This is a genomic window from Deltaproteobacteria bacterium (genome assembly GCA_013151235.1).
Classification (GTDB): domain Bacteria; phylum CG2-30-53-67; class CG2-30-53-67; order CG2-30-53-67; family CG2-30-53-67; genus JAADIO01.
Genome location: JAADIO010000059.1, coordinates 1 through 17,347, shown reverse-complemented (window position 1 = coordinate 17,347; position 17,347 = coordinate 1). Strand labels below are relative to the sequence as shown.

General features: G+C 55.5%; 14 protein-coding genes. 7 read left to right on the top strand and 7 right to left on the bottom strand.

Going from position 1 to position 17,347, the window contains the following annotated elements; all coding sequences use genetic code 11:
* Positions 1–33: 33 nt before the first annotated feature.
* From GXP58_10920 to moaC, 3 genes are read right to left on the bottom strand one after another with little or no spacing between them, the layout of a single operon-like run.
* Positions 34–1,794: a hypothetical protein gene (locus GXP58_10920; protein NOY54110.1), complete on the bottom strand. Its 1,761-nt coding sequence runs from the start codon at positions 1,792–1,794 to the stop codon at positions 34–36.
* 36 nt (positions 1,795–1,830) lie between these two features.
* Entirely contained in the window at positions 1,831–3,573 is a 1,743-nt protein-coding gene (locus tag GXP58_10915) for a radical SAM protein (protein ID NOY54109.1), read from the bottom strand.
* A gap of 53 nt (positions 3,574–3,626) precedes the next feature.
* Entirely contained in the window at positions 3,627–4,106 is a 480-nt protein-coding gene (gene moaC, locus GXP58_10910; protein ID NOY54108.1) for a cyclic pyranopterin monophosphate synthase MoaC, read from the bottom strand.
* Between the two features lie 165 nt (positions 4,107–4,271).
* On the opposite strand from moaC, the gene GXP58_10905 reads away from it, so the two are divergent.
* The 7 genes from GXP58_10905 (at position 4,272) to GXP58_10875 (ending at position 13,314) form a co-directional block, all read left to right on the top strand.
* A complete protein-coding gene (locus GXP58_10905) occupies positions 4,272–5,039 on the top strand; it encodes a hypothetical protein (protein NOY54107.1) in 768 nt (255 codons plus the stop codon).
* Between the two features lie 186 nt (positions 5,040–5,225).
* A complete protein-coding gene (gene gcvH, locus GXP58_10900; GenBank protein NOY54106.1) occupies positions 5,226–5,618 on the top strand; it encodes a glycine cleavage system protein GcvH in 393 nt (130 codons plus the stop codon).
* A gap of 110 nt (positions 5,619–5,728) precedes the next feature.
* A complete protein-coding gene (gene lpdA, locus GXP58_10895) occupies positions 5,729–7,132 on the top strand; it encodes a dihydrolipoyl dehydrogenase (protein NOY54105.1) in 1,404 nt (467 codons plus the stop codon).
* A 257-nt stretch (positions 7,133–7,389) separates the two neighbouring features.
* Positions 7,390–8,430 carry a hypothetical protein gene (locus GXP58_10890; GenBank protein ID NOY54104.1) on the top strand — a complete coding sequence of 347 codons (1,041 nt, stop codon included), beginning with the start codon at positions 7,390–7,392 and terminating at the stop codon, positions 8,428–8,430.
* A gap of 167 nt (positions 8,431–8,597) precedes the next feature.
* Complete coding sequence (locus tag GXP58_10885) at positions 8,598–9,647, top strand: hypothetical protein (GenBank protein ID NOY54103.1); 1,050 nt, start codon at positions 8,598–8,600, stop codon at positions 9,645–9,647.
* Positions 9,648–10,043: 396 nt separating this feature from the next.
* Positions 10,044–11,405 (top strand): aromatic hydrocarbon degradation protein, encoded by a 1,362-nt coding sequence (locus tag GXP58_10880; GenBank protein NOY54102.1) that lies wholly within the window; start codon positions 10,044–10,046, stop codon positions 11,403–11,405.
* A gap of 337 nt (positions 11,406–11,742) precedes the next feature.
* Entirely contained in the window at positions 11,743–13,314 is a 1,572-nt protein-coding gene (locus tag GXP58_10875) for a phosphoenolpyruvate carboxykinase (ATP) (protein NOY54101.1), read from the top strand.
* On the opposite strand, the gene GXP58_10870 is transcribed toward GXP58_10875, so the two are convergent.
* From GXP58_10870 to GXP58_10855, 4 genes are all read right to left on the bottom strand, one after another.
* Positions 13,266–15,392 carry a thioredoxin domain-containing protein gene (locus GXP58_10870; protein ID NOY54100.1) on the bottom strand — a complete coding sequence of 709 codons (2,127 nt, stop codon included), beginning with the start codon at positions 15,390–15,392 and terminating at the stop codon, positions 13,266–13,268. The genes GXP58_10875 and GXP58_10870 overlap by 49 nt on opposite strands.
* A 184-nt stretch (positions 15,393–15,576) precedes the next feature.
* A complete protein-coding gene (locus tag GXP58_10865) occupies positions 15,577–16,668 on the bottom strand; it encodes a HAMP domain-containing histidine kinase (GenBank protein NOY54099.1) in 1,092 nt (363 codons plus the stop codon).
* A 57-nt stretch (positions 16,669–16,725) separates the two neighbouring features.
* Positions 16,726–16,887: a hypothetical protein gene (locus GXP58_10860; GenBank protein ID NOY54098.1), complete on the bottom strand. Its 162-nt coding sequence runs from the start codon at positions 16,885–16,887 to the stop codon at positions 16,726–16,728.
* A gap of 42 nt (positions 16,888–16,929) precedes the next feature.
* Positions 16,930–17,217, bottom strand: coding sequence for a DUF4124 domain-containing protein (locus GXP58_10855; GenBank protein NOY54097.1), 288 nt, complete (start codon positions 17,215–17,217; stop codon positions 16,930–16,932).
* Between the last annotated feature and the right edge of the window lie 130 nt (positions 17,218–17,347).

The window sequence follows — 17,347 nt, the reverse complement described above, 5'->3', positions numbered from 1 at the left end:
CGAACAGGACCACTAAGGGTCTCACGGCATGCCCTAATACCGTAGAATATACGTTTTTGTTCCCGTCAGACCGGAGCTGATCTCGGAGACGAAGATTTCATCCGTTCCGTCTCCGTCCATGTCGTAAAGTGCGATGTCTGCGACATACCCGAGGAAGGGGGGAGAGGAGATTGGCGCCGCCTCTTTGGACAGGAAGATGACCTTGCCGCCGGTCGGGTAGTTGACTTTGCCGATTTTGAAGGTGCTGCCGGTGGTGTTGGAAAAAAGGAGTTCCCCGAAGGGAACGGTCAGGGACCGCCCGGTAACCGGAAAATCGATTTTGAGCAACCGGGCGATGTTGCAACGTCCGTAACCCGAATGGCGTGCGCTCTTCCCGGCGCCGGTGAGCCGGTGGTCCGAATCGATAAATCGTGGCGGGGCGGAGGAGAGTGAAACCAGGGAGAAAAGGTCGGCACCGTCAGGGATTTTGATGTCCCCTCCTTCGACCCATCTCCGTCCGTTCCAGGAGACCGGGTGGATCACCGGGTTTCCTTCGGTCAAGTCGGCGATTTTTTGCGAGAAGAGATTGTCTCCGATCTTCCGAATGACGATCCCTTTCTGCTTCTCTACGATTTTCGGATTTTCTCCCTGTACGGTAATGAGTACGACCCCTCGGTCGGTGTCACCAATGACCTCATCCTCTCCGTCTCCGTTGACATCATAGGTTTCGATCCGGAAGAGGGTGTCGAGATCCTCACTTTCCAAGGTTTTTCGTTCCCGGAAACGGTTTTTTCTTTCCGAGTAGGAATAAATTCTGATCTCGCCGGGGAAAGAAAGAGCCAGTTCTTTTTTCCCGAGACCCGTCAGACTTCCCGTCGCCATGGAGACGACTTCATCGGATAACTCCAATATACGGACCCAGCGATCCGGGCTGTTGAAACCGGAAAGTTCCGGCATCCGGTGGGCGGAGGGTGTGGTGGAAGGCGTTGCCGACGGTTGCAGGGCCGGCGCCGGTTTGGGTTCCTGCTGTTCCGGCACGAGGGGCACAAAGGCTGCGGGGCTTCCCGGTTTCGCCGGGAGCATGACCGGCATTGGGGGCGCGACTTGCTGCGGCACGAGCGATGCCGACGTTGCAGCCTTTATGGCGGCGGGGAAGGTTCCCTGGTTCAGCAGGACCGAGAAGGGGGGAAAGGAACTTCCTCCCGGTTCGGGCACTGGGGCGATTCGGAGCAGTTTCTCTCCAAGACCTTCCATCGTCTTGACCTGAAGGATCAGGTCGACATTCAGAATTTTGCGGAGTCCGGACAGCTCTTCCGGCTGGATGGTGCTGAAATCAGTGATTCCCATTTCGATCATGGCCGTGAGTACATCCTCGGTCCGGACGGTTTCGATTTCGCCCTTCGGGAAGGGATGCAGAAGGAGATACTGCAGCGCATTCTTCGATAGTGGGACCAGCGCCGTTTTCAACGGCCGAGGAAGCCCGGTGACCGTCTCGCCGGGCCGGATTTTTTCGGGTTGCTCCATTTCCGTTTTCAGTGACGTTCCTCGAACGGAAAGGACCCTGACTTCCGTTTTTCCCCTCACGAGGAGCGTTGCCCCCGGTTGTACGGGCCCGGCGGAAGTTTGTTTTACTACAAGGGTTTTCCCCGATCCCCCGATGATCTTGCCCGTGAAGTGGGGATAGGCGGTATTGAGCCGCGCCGTCAGTTCGGACTGGAGACCGGCCGTGGCGGGGGCAGTGAAAAAGAGCCCGGAGAGTAAGAGAAGCAAAGAAAGTACGCTGAAACAAATGATGCCACGCTCCTGATGTTGCATTGATTTGGTCTCCTTAATATGCAGGAATGTTCACTTCTACCGCCTCTCCCGGGCATAAACCTGGAAACCGGTAATTTTTCGCACGGCATCCACATAGTTCGGATCGATGTTGATCAGGCGGATTTTCTGGTGGAACTTCCGGATTCTTCTCGTCCTGAAGAGAAGAATTTTCAGGGCATTCGGTGTGACCGCCCGGACCTCCTGGAAATTGATCACGACCATCTCGGCCCCGCGGTTGAGCGCCATCCGGCTCTTCTTCCATAGCTTGCGGGCGGAGACCCGGTCCAGGACGCCCTGCAGGTCGAACTGGAAGATCGGCTCCGTTCCGATCTTGCAAATTTGTATTTTTAGAAAATCGACGATCCGGTTCGTTGTCTCCCGAGCACCGCGGGTGGAAAGTTCAATCGCGGTGGAGATCTTTTCCCTCGATGGGATGATCTCCGGAATCCGGTTGAAGATCTCGGAAAACGGGGAAAGGTTACCTTCCGGACTCCGCCGGACGATCCGCCGGTAAGCGAGATTCAGTGCCGTCCGCTGAAAGAGTCTCGGCTGCGGGTGAAAGACCCTCTGCGCGATCGATGAGAGGGTGTATGTTTCATGAAAGGCCCAGAAATACCCCTCTTGCAGGGTCTCCGGACTCATGAGCCGGGGGGTGAAGACGGCATTGCCCGAGTTGTAGTTCGCCCAGTTGAAATCGAAGATCCGCCCCTCCTCCTTCAGCCGGTGGAAAAGGTGGGTGCCCGGCAGCGGAGTGAGGATGTGATAGGTCGGTAGTGTGAGCCGGTTCTTCTGTACGAAACGGACCGTCCGTTCGAAGACTCCCTCATCGTCGGTGTCGAAACCGAAAATGAAACCGGCGTTGATCATGATCCCGTGATCATGGATTTTCGCGATGGACTTCTCGTAGTCGGCGACCTTGTTGATCTTCTTGTTCGCCGCCTTCAGGCTCGCCTCGGAGATCGATTCGATCCCGACAAACATCGAGACGCATCCGCTCTTCGCCGCAAGGTCAAGCAGCTCGTCGTCCTTTGCCATGGTGAGAGATCCCTGGCTGCCCCACTTGATCTTCAGGGGGATCAATGCCCGGAAGAGCTCTTTGGCGTATTTCGGATTTCCCACGATGTTATCATCAACGAAAGCGATGAACTTCGCGTTAAAATCCTCCTTCAGGCGGCGTACCTCGGCGACGACCTGCCCGACCGGCCGGAACCGGTAGGTGTTTCCGAAGAATTCCGTCACGGAACAGAAGTCGCAGGAGAACGGGCAGCCCCGGGTGGTCTGAAGGGAATTGGCTGTCATGTAGCGGTCCCGTCTCAAAAGGTCGAGCCGCGGCATCGGGACCCGGTCCATCTCCGCCGGCCGGTCTGATTTGTAGATCCCTTTCATTTTGCCGGCCTCGGCATCGGCGAGGACCCGCCCCCAGAGGTTCTCCGCCTCTCCCACGACCACGGCGTCGGCGTGCTGCAGCGCTTCCTCCGGCATGAGGGAGGCGTGGATTCCGCCGATCACCACAGGGACTCCCCGCTTCCGGTAGTCGTCCGCGATCTCGTAGGCCCTCGGGATATAGGTACTCATGGCGCCGATCCCGACGAGGTCGGGCCTGTCGTTGATGTCGAGCGGCTCCACCGTTTCGTCGGTGATCGTCACCGCGTGTTCCGGCGGTGTCAGCGCGGCGATGATCGGCAGGCTCAGGCGCGGGAACCAGAGCTCCTGCACTTCCTTGCGGCTGTGCTTCATGTGAGACTGTTTCAATGCCGGATCGATCAGTTTGATGCGCATGATATACCCTCCCGGTTTCTGTATCTTTTTGGTGAAAGGGGGGCAGGGAAAATTTATCCCTCCCGCACATAACTTCCGCTCTTACCGCCGCTCTTCTTCATCAGGCGGATCTCGGAGATCACCATCCCCCGGTCCACGGCCTTGGCCATGTCGTAGATTGTGAGCGCCGCCGCGGAGACGGCCGTCAAGGCCTCCATCTCCACGCCGGTCTTCCCGACGATCCGGACTTCCGCTTCGATGCCGATGCGGGAGTTTTTCTCGTCGGGCTGAAAGTAGATATCGATCCCGGTAAGGTTCAGTGCGTGGCACATGGGGATGATCCCGGACGTTTTCTTCGCCGCCATGATCCCGGCCACCCGGGCTACCCCCAGGACGTCCCCCTTGGCGATCCTGCGGTCTTCGATCAGCCGGAAGGTCTCGGGCTTCATGGCAATCGAACCCCGGGCCACGGCCACCCGCTCCGTTTCGTCCTTGGCGGAGACATCGACCATTCTGGCGCGGCCGTCTTCGTCGAAATGTGTGAGCTCGGACAAGAGAAATGTTCCTCACCAACAGAGTAACTGGCCCGATATTATCCTATCCCCTTCCTGAAATCAAGCGTTTACAGATTGATTTTGGGTTGACGCCGTCCCGGCAAGCCGTGTATCTTCTGTTGAAGAGTGCTGATGAGTGGTTGCTGAATGCCGGGAGCTTGTTTGATGATTGATATCCATTGCCATATCCTTCCCGGTCTTGATGACGGTGCGGACAATCCGGAAGAGACGATTCAGATGTGCCGTTTGGCCCTGGCCGAGGGGGTGACGGCGATCTTTGCTACGCCCCACCTGTTTCAGGAGATGTTTTCCACCGATCGGGAATTAATTCTCTCGGTTTTTGAGAGGACCCGGAACCTGCTCGAAGAAGAGGGGATTCCCCTGAAACTTTATCCCGGGTCCGATCTCCATCTGGTCCCGGATCTGCCGGAACGGTTCGCCCAGGGGAAAGGCGTGACCCTGAACCATGGAAAGTATTTTCTTCTCGAACTCCCCTCCCGTGTATTGCCGAAGAATCTTCATGGCCTGGTCTTCGACTTGATCAGCAACGGCTATCTTCCGATCATCACCCACCCGGAACGGAATCTCCCGATCCTCCGGAACCCTTCCATCCTGTTGGAACTCCTCTCCGCCGGCGCTCTCTGCCAGATCACGGCCATGAGCGTGACCGGGGAATTCGGGAAAGAGAGTGAGTGGTTCTCCCGGGCGCTGATCGAGGCGGGCGGGGTCCATTTTATCGCTTCCGATGCCCACTCGACCGGATGGCGGAACCCCTCTCTTCTTCCGGCCCTGAAGGTGGCCGAGAACCTGGTCGGCAGGGAGACGGCCCGAAGATTCGTGGTGGATCATCCGGAGATCGTCCTTGCCGGAGGAGAGATCGAGGCGGCCGTGGTGGAGGCCTTCCCGCGACGAAAACGGTTCTGGTTTTTCTGAGGGTTTTTTCAACGCCTCCCCGGGGATCTGCAGGGAAGGCCCGGTTTTGTGAAGGCCGGTTTTTCACCTTGGTTCCTGCTTTGTTTTCCTGGTTTTTTAGACTTGACACGAGAAAGGGTTGTTCGATAAGATCACTCCACTTTTGTTGAGGGCTGTATCCATAAAGAATCTGCATGAGAAGGAGGAATAGATATGAATCCTGAGGATCTGAAATATTCAAAGGATCACACTTGGGTCCGTGTCGAAGAGGATGAGGGAACGGTCGGGATTACGGACTATGCGCAGGAGAGCTTGGGCGATATCGTCTACGTTGATGTCCCGGAAATCGACGACGACGTGGAGGCCGGGGAAGAAGTGGCCGAAGTGGAATCGACCAAGGCCACATCGTCGGTGCTGTCTCCCGTGAGCGGGACGGTAATCGAAGTCAACGAGGATATAGAAGATGCCCCGGAGACGATCAATGAGGCCCCTTACGGAGACGGGTGGATCGTTCGGATCAAGCTCTCAGATCCCTCCGAGTTGAAGGGACTGATGGGAGCAGAGGCCTACCAGGCCTTCGTGGAGGAAGAGAGCGACTGATGGGTTCCATCCTGATAAATGCTTTGAAAGGGATTCAACGTGAATCCCTTTTTTTTTCTTTCAGGTCTGTCGGTTTATTTATGGCAATGGTTGAGCAGGGAGAATAAGATATGTCGGAACATGTTGTGATTGTCGGGGCGGGCCCCGGCGGATATGTGGCGGCGATCCGGGCGGCACAGCTCGGCGCCGAGGTGACGGTGGTGGAAAACGACGAGGTGGGGGGAACCTGCCTGAACCGCGGGTGCATCCCCACGAAGGCGCTGGTCTACTCGGCCGAGGCTTTGGAAATGGTGCGTCATGCCAGGGACTACGGGGTAGAGGTTGCAGGCGAGGTGACCTACAGCCTGGAGGCCATGATGAAACGGAAAGACAAGGTGGTCTCCACCCAGGTCAAGGGGATCCGGTCACTTTTCAAGAGTCATAAGATCCGCCTCATCGAGGGGACGGGGAGCCTCAGGGATGCCCGGACCGTGACCGTGCAGTTGCGTGAGGGCGGGACGGAGGATGTGGCCGCCGACAGGATCATCCTGGCGACCGGCTCTCGTCCGGCGAACATCCCCGTCTTTCCCCTGGACGGGGAGAAGATCATCTCCAGCGACGATGCGCTTTTTCTGAAAAAACTCCCCGGGACCCTCCTGGTGATCGGTGCCGGGGTGATCGGCTGCGAGTTTGCCTTCATCCTCAATGCCCTCGGGGTGAAGATCACCATGGTCGAGATGATGCCCCATGCCATTCCTCTCGTGGACGAGGAGATCACGGCTCTTCTCGAGCGGGAACTGAAAAAGAAGAAGATCAAGCTTTACTGCGATGAAAAGATCGAATCGGTGAAGGAGAACGGGGAAGGGAAGATGGTTGCCTCGCTCGCCTCCGGCAAGGAGATCATCACCGACCAGGTGCTGGTCTCCATCGGCAGGACCTTCAATACGGACGGTCTGAACCTGGACGCCGCAGGCGTGAAGGTCGGTCCCCGCGGGAATATCGAGGTCAATGAGAAATTGGAGACCAGCGTCCCCGGCATCTACGCAATAGGGGATGTGACGGGGGGAATCCTGCTGGCCCACGTTGCCTCCACCGAGGGGATCGCCGCAGCGGAGAACGCCCTCGGAAAGGAAAGTCCCGTCGATTACAGTGTTGTTCCCGGTGCGATCTTCACCATGCCCGAGATCGGGACCGTGGGATTGACGGAGGCGCAGGCGCGGGAGAAGGGATTCGACGTCGCCGTCGGGACCTTCCCCTACCGCGGACTGGGGAAATCCCATGCCATGGGAAAGATCACGGGGATGGCCAAGATCGTGGCCGATGCGAAGACCGACCGTCTTCTCGGGATGCATATACTGGGCGCCCATGCCTCGGATATCGTTCAGGAAGGTGCCCTGGTCATGAAACTGGGCGGGACGGTCAGGGACCTGGGGGATACGATCCATTCTCATCCGACCCTCTCCGAGGTGGTCATGGAGACGGCTCATGCCGTACATGGGATCTGTATTCATCTACCCAAGCCGAAAGAGAGGTAAGATGAAAATCCTTGACAGCGACAATATCTTCCGGTAAGTTGACGGAAAGCTTTCGGGAAAAACCTGTAAAAATAAGAGGTTATGAAATAATTAAGATATGCTAATTTAATGTGGGTTTTTCCGGAGTGACCGGAATAATAGGGTTGGAGGGATCGTTTTATACTTTCAGGAAAGGGGGGGCGAGGGGGAGGAGACCGGTTCGTTATGGATCAGGGAGGAAAAAAGTTTTTTAACATTGGTTGAAGGAGGGAATACTTATGAGCTGGATACGCAACAAAGGGATAATTGTTAATTTGTTTGCTGTTTTTCTGATGCTTGCGTTTGCCTCAACGGCCATGGCAAAGAGCGTCAAGGTCGGGGTCTTTCAGAAGGTCCTCGAGGCGGATGACGATTTTCCCGAGGTGACGGCAGCCCTTGAACAAAGCATTGCAAAATCGAATCTGGAGCTTCTCGGCAAGATGGACATTGCCGTTCCCGAAAATGCGCAGAAGGCCCGGACCTATATTCTGACTTCCCCGGTCTTCAATCAGGCGGCCCTGGGAAACATGCCGGCCGATGCCATATCGGTCCTGATCCTGCGAATCGGGGTTTACGAGGCTTACGGTAAGGTCAATATCAATATCGCCAATCCGGATGCCTTGGCCAATGTTTATTTCGATGGCGTGAAAAATAACGATGCCCTGATGGCCGCAGCTTCCGCTGCCAAGAATGAACTGGTCCAGGTCATCCGGGCCGTGCCGGGCAAGGCAGTCAGCACACAGCAGGAGCCGATCCGAAAGCTGAGCAAGTACCGCGGGTACGACGGCGACGGTCCGGCCAAGATGATGGCCAAGTTCCGTGATTTCCGGGAAAGCCTGCTGACGGTCAAGGAGGTCGATGGTTCGACGAGCCTCGATACGATTATTGGTGACCTGAAGAGTAAGGCTGCGGCCAGTCGCCAGGCGGATACGGACAAAGGGTTCCATGTTGTGGCCGTCAAGAAGTTCGACGGCAAGGCCGCCTGGCTCGGGATTACCAACCGGTACACCGAGACCAAGTGCATTAACATCAATTCCGATTTCCGTTTCAGTGCCAAGGCGGATAACAACAAGTATCCCGGCGTTGATCATGCCCCGGCTCTGCCGTTGGAGTTAGTAATCTACAAAGGGAAGGACGGCAAATGGCAAATCGCTCAGTATGGTGAGATGTGGCGGATGCAGCTCTACTTCTGGGATTCCGGTTATCTTGCTTTCGCCAAAAATACGCTCATTCCTTCCACCATTTTCGGTGATATTGAGGATATGGTGAAGGGGAAGTGATTTTCCCGGCGGGATGAAACCTGTTGCATCTTTAATTCTCCCCCTGCCGGTAATTCCGGCAGGGGTTTTTCTTCTCCGACACACCTTAAAAAGTCCGTTTGTTTTATAATCATTGATTTTTTCAGCCTCTGTGCTGCATTTCGACGAACCAATCTTTCGGAGGCATCATGCGATCGATTTTCTCCTTTCTCCTTGCGTGCTTACTACTCCTGCAATGTTTCCCTCTTTCCGCCCGGGCCTTCCTGAAAGATTTTCGCCGTGATATCAAGGAACGTCTTGACCCGGGAAAGAGCTATGGACTCTACCAGAAGGCGCTGGAGATGGAGGCCCCCTTCGATTCGGTCTGCCGCCGGATCGAATCGAATGTGCAGCAGTCGGATTGGGAAATCATCACCTTTTGGGACCTCGACATTCCCAGCGCCTGTGGGACTCGGGCCCGGGTCTACCTGATTCGGAATGAGGACTACGACCGGGCGGTTCTCGCGGAGGGGGCCCGCTACCTGATGTTTCTTCCGATCCGGATCGGTGTCTACCGGAAAGGAGAAACGGTGGTTGTGGTTTTTACGAACCCCGAGCTGCTGGCAAAGGTCTTTTTCGCAGATCTTCCCTTCGCGGAGCAGGACAAGATGGTGGCGATGGCCAATGTGGTGAAGAAGGACCTGGTGACCTTCTGCATCAAGGGGATGGAAGGGACAATCCTGACGGAACAGCTCCCGCCGGTCCGGAACGACCGGGACATACGCTTTTTCTGGAGAGGGATGCAGGATCAGTTTGATGTAATCCGGCACATTCCCCTTACGGGAGATCCGGCGGGGGCCATCAAGAAGGTCTGCGACCGTCTGGAGAAGGGAATGCGGATCAACATGAACGGCTGGCACCCGGTATATCGGGATATGATTGCCGACCGGGCCTGCCTCATGGGAGTGACGAACCGCCATATCGAAAACCTGACACTGAACTATACCGGGCTGAAATGGCCTTCATCCCGGGATCCGGACTCCTGCAGCGGCCTGTATCATTTGACCCAGTTTCCTGTTGAGATCCTGGTCTATGTGGAAAAGGGGGAAATCCGGATCGGGATCCTGGATCAGTTCTGGCGGATGCGGTTCTACCTTTGGGATGACCCTTTCAGGACCGGGGCTGCTTTTATGGCTCGGGACCCTAATTTTTCAGGGCGGATCTATAAATCGCTTTTGGGGATTATTGGATATCCTTAGTGGTTCTGTTCGTAAATACTGTGACGCACCGAGAGGGCCGCTCTGCGGCACTCAAATGTCACCGTATTTACGAATAGGGCTACTTTAGTGAGGGGAAGTGGAAAAATTTTTCCTCTTTTGGGAAAAAGATTCCTCATGATCGTGCGGAATGCTGTCTTGGTGCTGTATCGTGAATCGAGGGATCCAAAGAGGGGAAGGTTGAAAAAGCTTTACAATTCATCCGGATAGGCGATATAACTTAGGCGATTATAAGAAACGGCATGAGAAATGCAGTTCACGGAGGACATTATTCTATTTCCGATACAGGCAAAGGGGGTGATTGAGGAACCGAAAAGTCAAGACGCGGGGTTTGTTTGTTTTTTTATGTAGCAGGAAAATCATTCAAGGAGGGCGGACATGAAACGCTTTATGATGTTTGCTGCATTTGTTTTATCTTTAAGTTTTTTCTTTCCCTTTAATGCCTTTGCCACCAACGGCGCCCAGTTGATCGGGGTCGGGGCCACCCAGAAGGGGATGGCCGGTGCCGTGACGGCAGTGCCGGAAGATGCCATTACTGCGATCTCCAACCCTGCAGGCATGGCGACTATCGGGAGCCGGGCCGACTTCAACGGTGAATTTTTTATGCCACGGCGTCAGCTCGATTTTACAGATCTACCTGTTTCTCCCTCGGCCTTTGCCGGTCCCGGTGAAGAGACGGGAGGCGGCTCCGAACTTTACGCCCTGCCGGCCCTCGGCTGGACGGCCCCGGCCTTCAATCGGGACGATGTCTTCTTCGGGGGTGGTTTTTTCGCAACGGGAGGTCTTGGAGTTGACTACGATGTGATTGACGCTGGAGGAGCATTTAAGGACGCCAGTGTTTCCTCCACCTTTATCTTTGCCAAGGTCCAGCCGGCGATTGCCTGGAACGTGAATGAACGGTTGTCCGTCGGCGCCGGTGTCAGCATCGACTGGCAGCTCCTCGATATCCAGGAGACCTTTGCTGCTCCGTCATTAGGTGGAATCAATCTTGACCTTGGGCGGGCAGAAGGTGTCTATGGTCTGGGCGCCAACATCGGGGCGATCTACAAGATAAACGACATGATTACCGTCGGCGGTTCCTACACATCGAGGCAGTACTTACCGGAAATGAAATATCGTATTGGAGACAGTGATGTCAAGAATCTTGCTTCCGGTGGTTATCTTGCTTCCGTGGAGTCTCCAGGGACGGTAAAGCTTGATCTTGAATTTCCTCAGCAGTTTGCCCTCGGTGTTGCCGTGACCCCCCTGGAGGCACTGACGCTGGAATTCGACGTCAAATGGATCAACTGGTCCGCCACCCACGACGCCGTTAAACTCTCCGGCAATTTCGTACGGAAAAACGGTTTGGGAACAGTGATCGACCACCCCAGCAGTATTGACCTGAATTTCGGCTGGGATGACCAGTGGGTTTTCGCCCTCGGTGGGCGCTATGCCGTCAACGATGCCCTGACGGTTCGGGCCGGATATGAATATGCCAAGTCTCCCATCAACGAAGCGGACGTCTTTAATAATGTTGCCCTCCCCGTCACGGTAGAGCAGCACGCCAGTCTTGGCGCGAGCTATAATCTGGGTGACCATTGGGGCATTGCGGCGGCCTATATGCATGCCTTCAAAAGAGATCTTTCCGGGAAGAAGGATGTGCCCAAGGCGTACCAGAACCTTGGATTTGCGGCGACCAGCAAGACCCGCATCCAACTGGTGGAAGACAGCATTGACCTTCAGCTTTCCTACCGGTTCTGATCGGGTTGCGGTTGTTTTCGGTTCCGACCAATCCCCGTCGGGGTTTTTTCCCGCCGGGGATTTTTATTGACATCCTCTTTCTTCTTGCATAAATTACAACGCAACGACAAAGGTACAGAGGCAAAGTCAAAAGCCATTGACCACGGGGGGCACGGGGGCACGGGGAAGGCAAGAGCAAGAGGCAGAGGGGCAGAGGCACAAAGAAAAAACAGGGCACTCCCTTAAATGTATTGCGAACCGATAGACCTGGGAGAGGTTTTTCCTAACTCCCCCGGAGGGGGAGCGGGGTCCCCTCCATGAAGCCGAGCATCGCAGAAAGGAAGGAACGCGGAAATTCATGAACAATGACCAGATGAAGAAACTCGGTTTCCGTAACGTCGGGAACATCTACTGGAATCTCCCCACGGGGGCGCTCTATGAAGAGATCGTCAAACGGCGGGAGGGGCTCGTGGCCCACAAGGGGCCGATCGTGGTCCGGACGGGGCACCATATGGGACGGAGCCGTGAAGACAAGTATGTGGTCCGGGACCCGGCCAACCCCAGCCATATCCTCTGGGGCAAGACCAACAAACCCTTCGAGGAGGACCATTTTCATTCACTCTATAACCGCCTCAAGGCCTACCTCCAGGGGAAGGATATCTTCGTCCAGGACTGCTATGCCGGGGCCGACCCGAAGTACCGGGTCCCGATCCGGGTGATCTCGGAAAACGCCTGGCACAGCCTCTATGCCCGCAACCTGTTTATACAGAGTACCGATCCCGAAGAACTGACCCACCATGAGCCGGAGTGTACGATCATCGACGTCCCCCGGTTCCATGCCTTTCCCGAGTTCGACGGGACCCATTCCGAAACCTTTGTCATTGTAAACTTCGGGGAGAAGATGATCCTCATCGGGGGGACGAGCTATGCCGGAGAGATCAAGCGTTCCTCCTTTACCATCTTGAATTATGCCTTCCTTTCGGAGGGGAACATCCTTCCCATGCACTGTGCAGTGAATACCGGTTGTGACGATGAAAACGATGTGGCGGTTTTCTTCGGGCTCTCGGGGACGGGGAAGACGGCCCTTGCCCTGGTGGAGGGGAGGCGTCTCATCGGGAATGATGAACACGGCTGGTCCGATGACGGAGTTTTTAATTTCGAAGGAGGCTGCTACAGTCGGGTGGCGGGATTGACCATCGAAAAAAATCCTGCTCTCCAGGCCTGTGTGGAACGGTTTGGCACCGTTCTGGAAAATGTGACCATCGATATGGAGACGCGACGGATCGATCTTTCCGATACGGCTTTAACGGAGAATACCCGGGCCGCTTACCATATCACGGCCATTGAGAATGCCGTGGCCTCCGGCCGGGGTGCCCATCCGAAACATCTCTTCATGCTGACCCGAGATGTCTCGGGGGTTATGCCGCCTGTGGCCTGCCTGAATACGGAACAGGCTCTTTATTTTTATCTGCTGGGATACACCTCTGAAATTGAAGAGGGGAGAGTGGTGCCCACCTTTAATCCCTGTTTTGGAGCCCCCTTTCTGGCCCTTTCCCCCTTGGTCTATGCAAGAATCCTGGGTGAAAAGATTGCCAGGCACCATGTGCAGTGCTGGATGATCAATACCGGGTGGACAGGCGGTCCACTCGGCGAGGGGCACCGGATCGGGATTGAGCATTCCCGTGCCATTGTCCGGGCTGTTCTGTCGGGCAAACTCGATTCCGTGCCCATGCGGAAGGAGCCGGTTTTCGGGTTCGAGGTTCCCGAGGTTTGTGAAGGTCTTCCGCCGGAGTTTCTGGATCCCCGGCAATTGTGGAAAGACCGTGGACTCTATGACACCCGGGCACGGGAACTTGTAGGACAATTCAAGGAATATTTTGATCACTTTTCCGAAGAGGTTCCGATCGAGATCCGCAGGGCCGGTCCCTGAACCATTCCGCTGTTTTTCATGGCTCTGTCCACCTCCACCGGGTCGGTCAGGGGACGTTGACAGGTGTGGTTCCTGCAGATATAGACGGCCGGTATTCCCTGGATGCTTGTTTTTCCCGTCAGGAAGGGTAGTGTCTTTACGAGATTGCTTTTCTTCTCTCCGGCCAGGGCGACGACTTTGTTTGGAACGAAGGGAGCGGTGACGGCCTGGATCAGTGCATGGGTCTCCTCATTTTTTGGTGATCCCGCCACGATAATCTCAAAGGGGGAGGAGAGGAGAAATTCCAGGGCCGTCAGGCTTTGCGGGAAAGCAGCGGGAAATTCCTTGATTCCGGCCGTCATCCCCTTCAAGGTCTTCTCCGCCATCCCCCGTAAATCCTTCCTGCCGGTGAATTCTGCAAGACGCAAGAGGTTCAGCAGGGCGATGGCGTTTCCCGCTGGTTTGGCGCCGTCGTGGAACTCTTTGTTCCGGGTCAGGAGGGTGGGGTCCTCTTCACGGGCAAAAAAGAATCCTCCTTCCTTCGGGTCGTAGAAACGCTCCACCATTTTCCGGTTTAATGAAAGGGCCGTCGTGATCCATTCGGGATTGAAGGTGGCCTGGTAGAGCTCGATCAGACCCTGAACAAAAAAGGCATAGTCATCAAGATAGCCGGGGTATCTTGCTTCCCCGTCCCGGTAGCGCCGGAGGAGGTCCTTCCCCTCCATAAGATTCTTCATGATAAACCGGGCTGACTTCTCCCCGGCACGGGCATAGCGGGGTTCATCCAGGACCTCTGCCGCATAGGCAAGGGCGCCGATCATCATTCCATTCCAGGCGGTGAGGATCTTGTCGTCCCGGCGGGGGCGAACGCGCTCTGTCCGTGCCTGGAACAGCCTCTTTTTCCCGTGGAGGAGGATGTCCCGAAGTTCCGTCAAGGGGATCTTCCGATCTTTGGCAAAACTCGCTTCATCGATCCATCGGTTCGGAATGCTCTTCCCTTTCGTAAAATTCCCGGGGGGAGAGATGCCGTAAAACCGGTTGAAGATGCTCCCTTTCTGCTTTCCCAGCACTTCCTCTACCTCCTTTGGTGTCCAGACGTAAAAGGTACCTTCTTCTCCTTCACTGTCGGCGTCCTCGGCGGAGTAAAACCCGCCCGCAGGTGCCGTCATGTCACGTAATACATAGTCAAGGATTTCACGGGCAGTTGTGGAGTATTTTTCAAAGCCCGTGACCTGGAAGGCCTCCAGATAGACCTGGGCCATGAGGGCGTTGTCGTAGAGCATCTTCTCGAAATGAGGAACGAGCCAGCGTTCGTCGGTGGAGTAACGGTGGAAACCTCCTCCCAACTGGTCGTATATTCCTCCCTGTGCCATCTTCTGTAGTGTTTTTTCCACCATGGAGAGGGCTGTCGGATTTCCGGTGCGGTGGTGATAACGGAGCAGAAAGGAGAGGGTCATTCCCTGTGGGAATTTGGGGGCCGGGCCAAACCCTCCATAGAGGTTGTCATAATTTTCTGCGATTGATTCATAGGCATGCCGGGACAAGGCGGCGGAAATCTTGCCGCTGGGACCTTTTTCCCGAGCGTTGCGGATTGCCTGTGTCAATCTTTCCGCATTTTCTACAACCGTTTCCGGATTTTCACGCCACAAATCGGCAACCCGGGTCAAAAGGGTTTCTATTCCGATCTGCCCCCAGGGTGTATCCTCCGGAGGGAAATAGGTCCCCCCCGCGAAAGGTTTCAAATCCGGTGTAAGGAAAACGTTGAGCGGCCAGCCGCCGCTTCCGGTCATTGCCTGTACGGCGGCCATATAGATCTGATCCAGATCGGGTCGCTCCTCCCGGTCGACTTTGATACAGATGAAATTATCGTTGAGCAGGGCTGCGATCGCCTCATTTTCGAAGGATTCCTTCTCCATGACATGACACCAGTGACAGGTGGAATATCCAATGGAGAGAAAGATGATCTTATGTTCCTTCTTTGCCCGGGTGAGGGCTTCTTCCCCCCAGGGATACCACTCCACCGGATTCCAGGCATGTTGAAGGAGGTAAGGGCTTTTTTCGCGGATTAGGTGATTCGGTGTTTTTCCATGAGTCTCCATGATCTTCCCCTCTCCGTTTTTCCCGGCATTTTGTTCCCTGATAGAGGGCGTGCCCGCCAACAGGATCATGGCAAGGGTGATTGTTACCCATTTCATTTGCGTTATCATAGCGGCATTCCGCCTTGCCGGAGTTCATGTACGGTTATAGTGAATCAGAGAAGGGGCATTTCGTCAAACCGGGTGATCAATCGGAGAAGGAAAGCGGGAGACGGAACCGGAAACAGGCCCCCCGCTGATTGTCCGGGTCGACCCGAATCGTTCCCTGATGGCGTCGAAGAATTTCCTTCGAGATCGGGAGGCCGAGACCGACCCCGCCTTTCGTAGGCAGTTTGGTGGTGTCGATCTGACGGAATTTGTCGAAGATCATCCCATGATATTCTTCGGGGATCCCCGGTCCCTCATCGGCAACTGCGACTTCGATCCATGTGTTTCCGTTCTCCTCTTTTACGGAGGCGGAAATGGTGATCTTCCCTTTTGGGGGGGAATGATGGATGGCGTTATGGATCAGGTTTGTGAAGACCTGGTTTAATCGATCGGGATCGGCCCGGAGAGGGGGGAGGGGGCCGTCGATCATCGGAATGATCTCCATTTCCTTGAGCCGGCATTCCGCCTGGTGGACCCGGACCGATTCATGGATCATATCGTCCAGCTTAACTTTCCGGAAATGATAAGAGAGGATGCCGCTTTCCAGCTTGGTCAGATCGAGGTAGTCATTGATGAGGGCCGCCATCCGGTCCGATTCCTTCTGAATGATATTGAGGAATTCCCTCTGCGTTTCAGGAGATTCATCCGGATATCGCAACAGCAGTTCCGAATAGGCCTTGATGGAGGTGAGGGGGGTGCGCAGATCATGGGCGACGACATCGAGGAATCGGGTCTTCCGGGCATCCTGGTCTTTGAGCTCCCGGTTGGTTCTCGTGAGGGCCTGTGTCCGCTCTTCCATGGCGTCGGCCATCCGGTTGAAGGCCTCTGCCAGCCGTCCAAGTTCATTGTGGTGCTGAAGGGGGACCCGGGGATTGAAATCTCCATCGGCGACCCTTTCGGCATGACGGCGCAGGGTTCGAATTGTTTGTATCTGCCGATACCGGAGATAGAAAATGATCACGATCCCCAGGATGAGCAGAAACCCGCATCCGAGAATCTGCGGCAGGGTGGGAGAGAGAGAGATGAGGTCGGGAAGGGACGATGCCGCTTTCAGCGGGAGGGCGGAAACCGGCAGTCCGATCAGGGTGAAGAACAGGCAGAAGAACATCGTAACTTTTGATATTGCCGGCATTCCGGCCCTCCCGGAGAAGAATCAGATATACAGGAGAGATCCTCCGTTGGGCGGAGATTAGTGTGCTTTCAGTGCCCGTTCCACAGCGTCGGGATAAAAGCCCCGCAGAATTGTTCCGTTGATGTCGATCAACGGGATCCCTCTGAATCCGCCGCTTTTCTGCAGCATCTCCTGTCTGCCCTGCTCGCTTTTTTCCACGTTGACCTCCCTGTACGGGATATTGTTCTTCGCGAAGTACCTCTTCGCTTCCGTACAGTGGGGTCACCAGTCGGTCATGTAGAGAATTACCGTGGGGTTTTTTGCGGCTTTCTCGACCGATGGGGGCTGTGACGACGTACCCTTTCCGGAGGCCGGATCGTATGTAACACTTCCCGCGGCCTTGACCCGGTTGAAATCGACCGCCTCGTTCCGGTAGGCCGTAGGGATTTTTTCCTGGGCGTCGGTGAAATGAGCGACCCCCTGATGATCTACCCATTTATAGATGACTGCCTGGGAGGCGGAAGCAAAGGCCAGCAACAGGAGGATGGACAGAAAAGTACGAAATTTCATCAGGATCTCCTTTGATGAAGTCGTAAAAAGTCGTTTTCTGGATTCCGTTCATGGTTCGACAGGCTCACCACGAACGGTCCATTAAACTTGCCGAACCACACGAACGGAATATCAATCACTTACACCGTTC

What these genes read in the sequence shown, in the direction of transcription:
- GXP58_10920 (NOY54110.1), bottom strand. Translation starts at nt 1,794, where the DNA reads ATGCAACATCAGGAGCGTGGCATCATTTGTTTCAGCGTACTTTCTTTG.
- GXP58_10915 (NOY54109.1), bottom strand. Translation starts at nt 3,573, where the DNA reads ATGCGCATCAAACTGATCGATCCGGCATTGAAACAGTCTCACATGAAG.
- GXP58_10905 (NOY54107.1), top strand. Translation starts at nt 4,272, where the DNA reads ATGATTGATATCCATTGCCATATCCTTCCCGGTCTTGATGACGGTGCG.
- lpdA (NOY54105.1), top strand. Translation starts at nt 5,729, where the DNA reads ATGTCGGAACATGTTGTGATTGTCGGGGCGGGCCCCGGCGGATATGTG.
- GXP58_10890 (NOY54104.1), top strand. Translation starts at nt 7,390, where the DNA reads ATGAGCTGGATACGCAACAAAGGGATAATTGTTAATTTGTTTGCTGTT.
- GXP58_10885 (NOY54103.1), top strand. Translation starts at nt 8,598, where the DNA reads ATGCGATCGATTTTCTCCTTTCTCCTTGCGTGCTTACTACTCCTGCAA.
- GXP58_10880 (NOY54102.1), top strand. Translation starts at nt 10,044, where the DNA reads ATGAAACGCTTTATGATGTTTGCTGCATTTGTTTTATCTTTAAGTTTT.
- GXP58_10875 (NOY54101.1), top strand. Translation starts at nt 11,743, where the DNA reads ATGAACAATGACCAGATGAAGAAACTCGGTTTCCGTAACGTCGGGAAC.
- GXP58_10870 (NOY54100.1), bottom strand. Translation starts at nt 15,392, where the DNA reads ATGGAGACTCATGGAAAAACACCGAATCACCTAATCCGCGAAAAAAGC.
- GXP58_10865 (NOY54099.1), bottom strand. Translation starts at nt 16,668, where the DNA reads ATGCCGGCAATATCAAAAGTTACGATGTTCTTCTGCCTGTTCTTCACC.
- GXP58_10855 (NOY54097.1), bottom strand. Translation starts at nt 17,217, where the DNA reads ATGAAATTTCGTACTTTTCTGTCCATCCTCCTGTTGCTGGCCTTTGCT.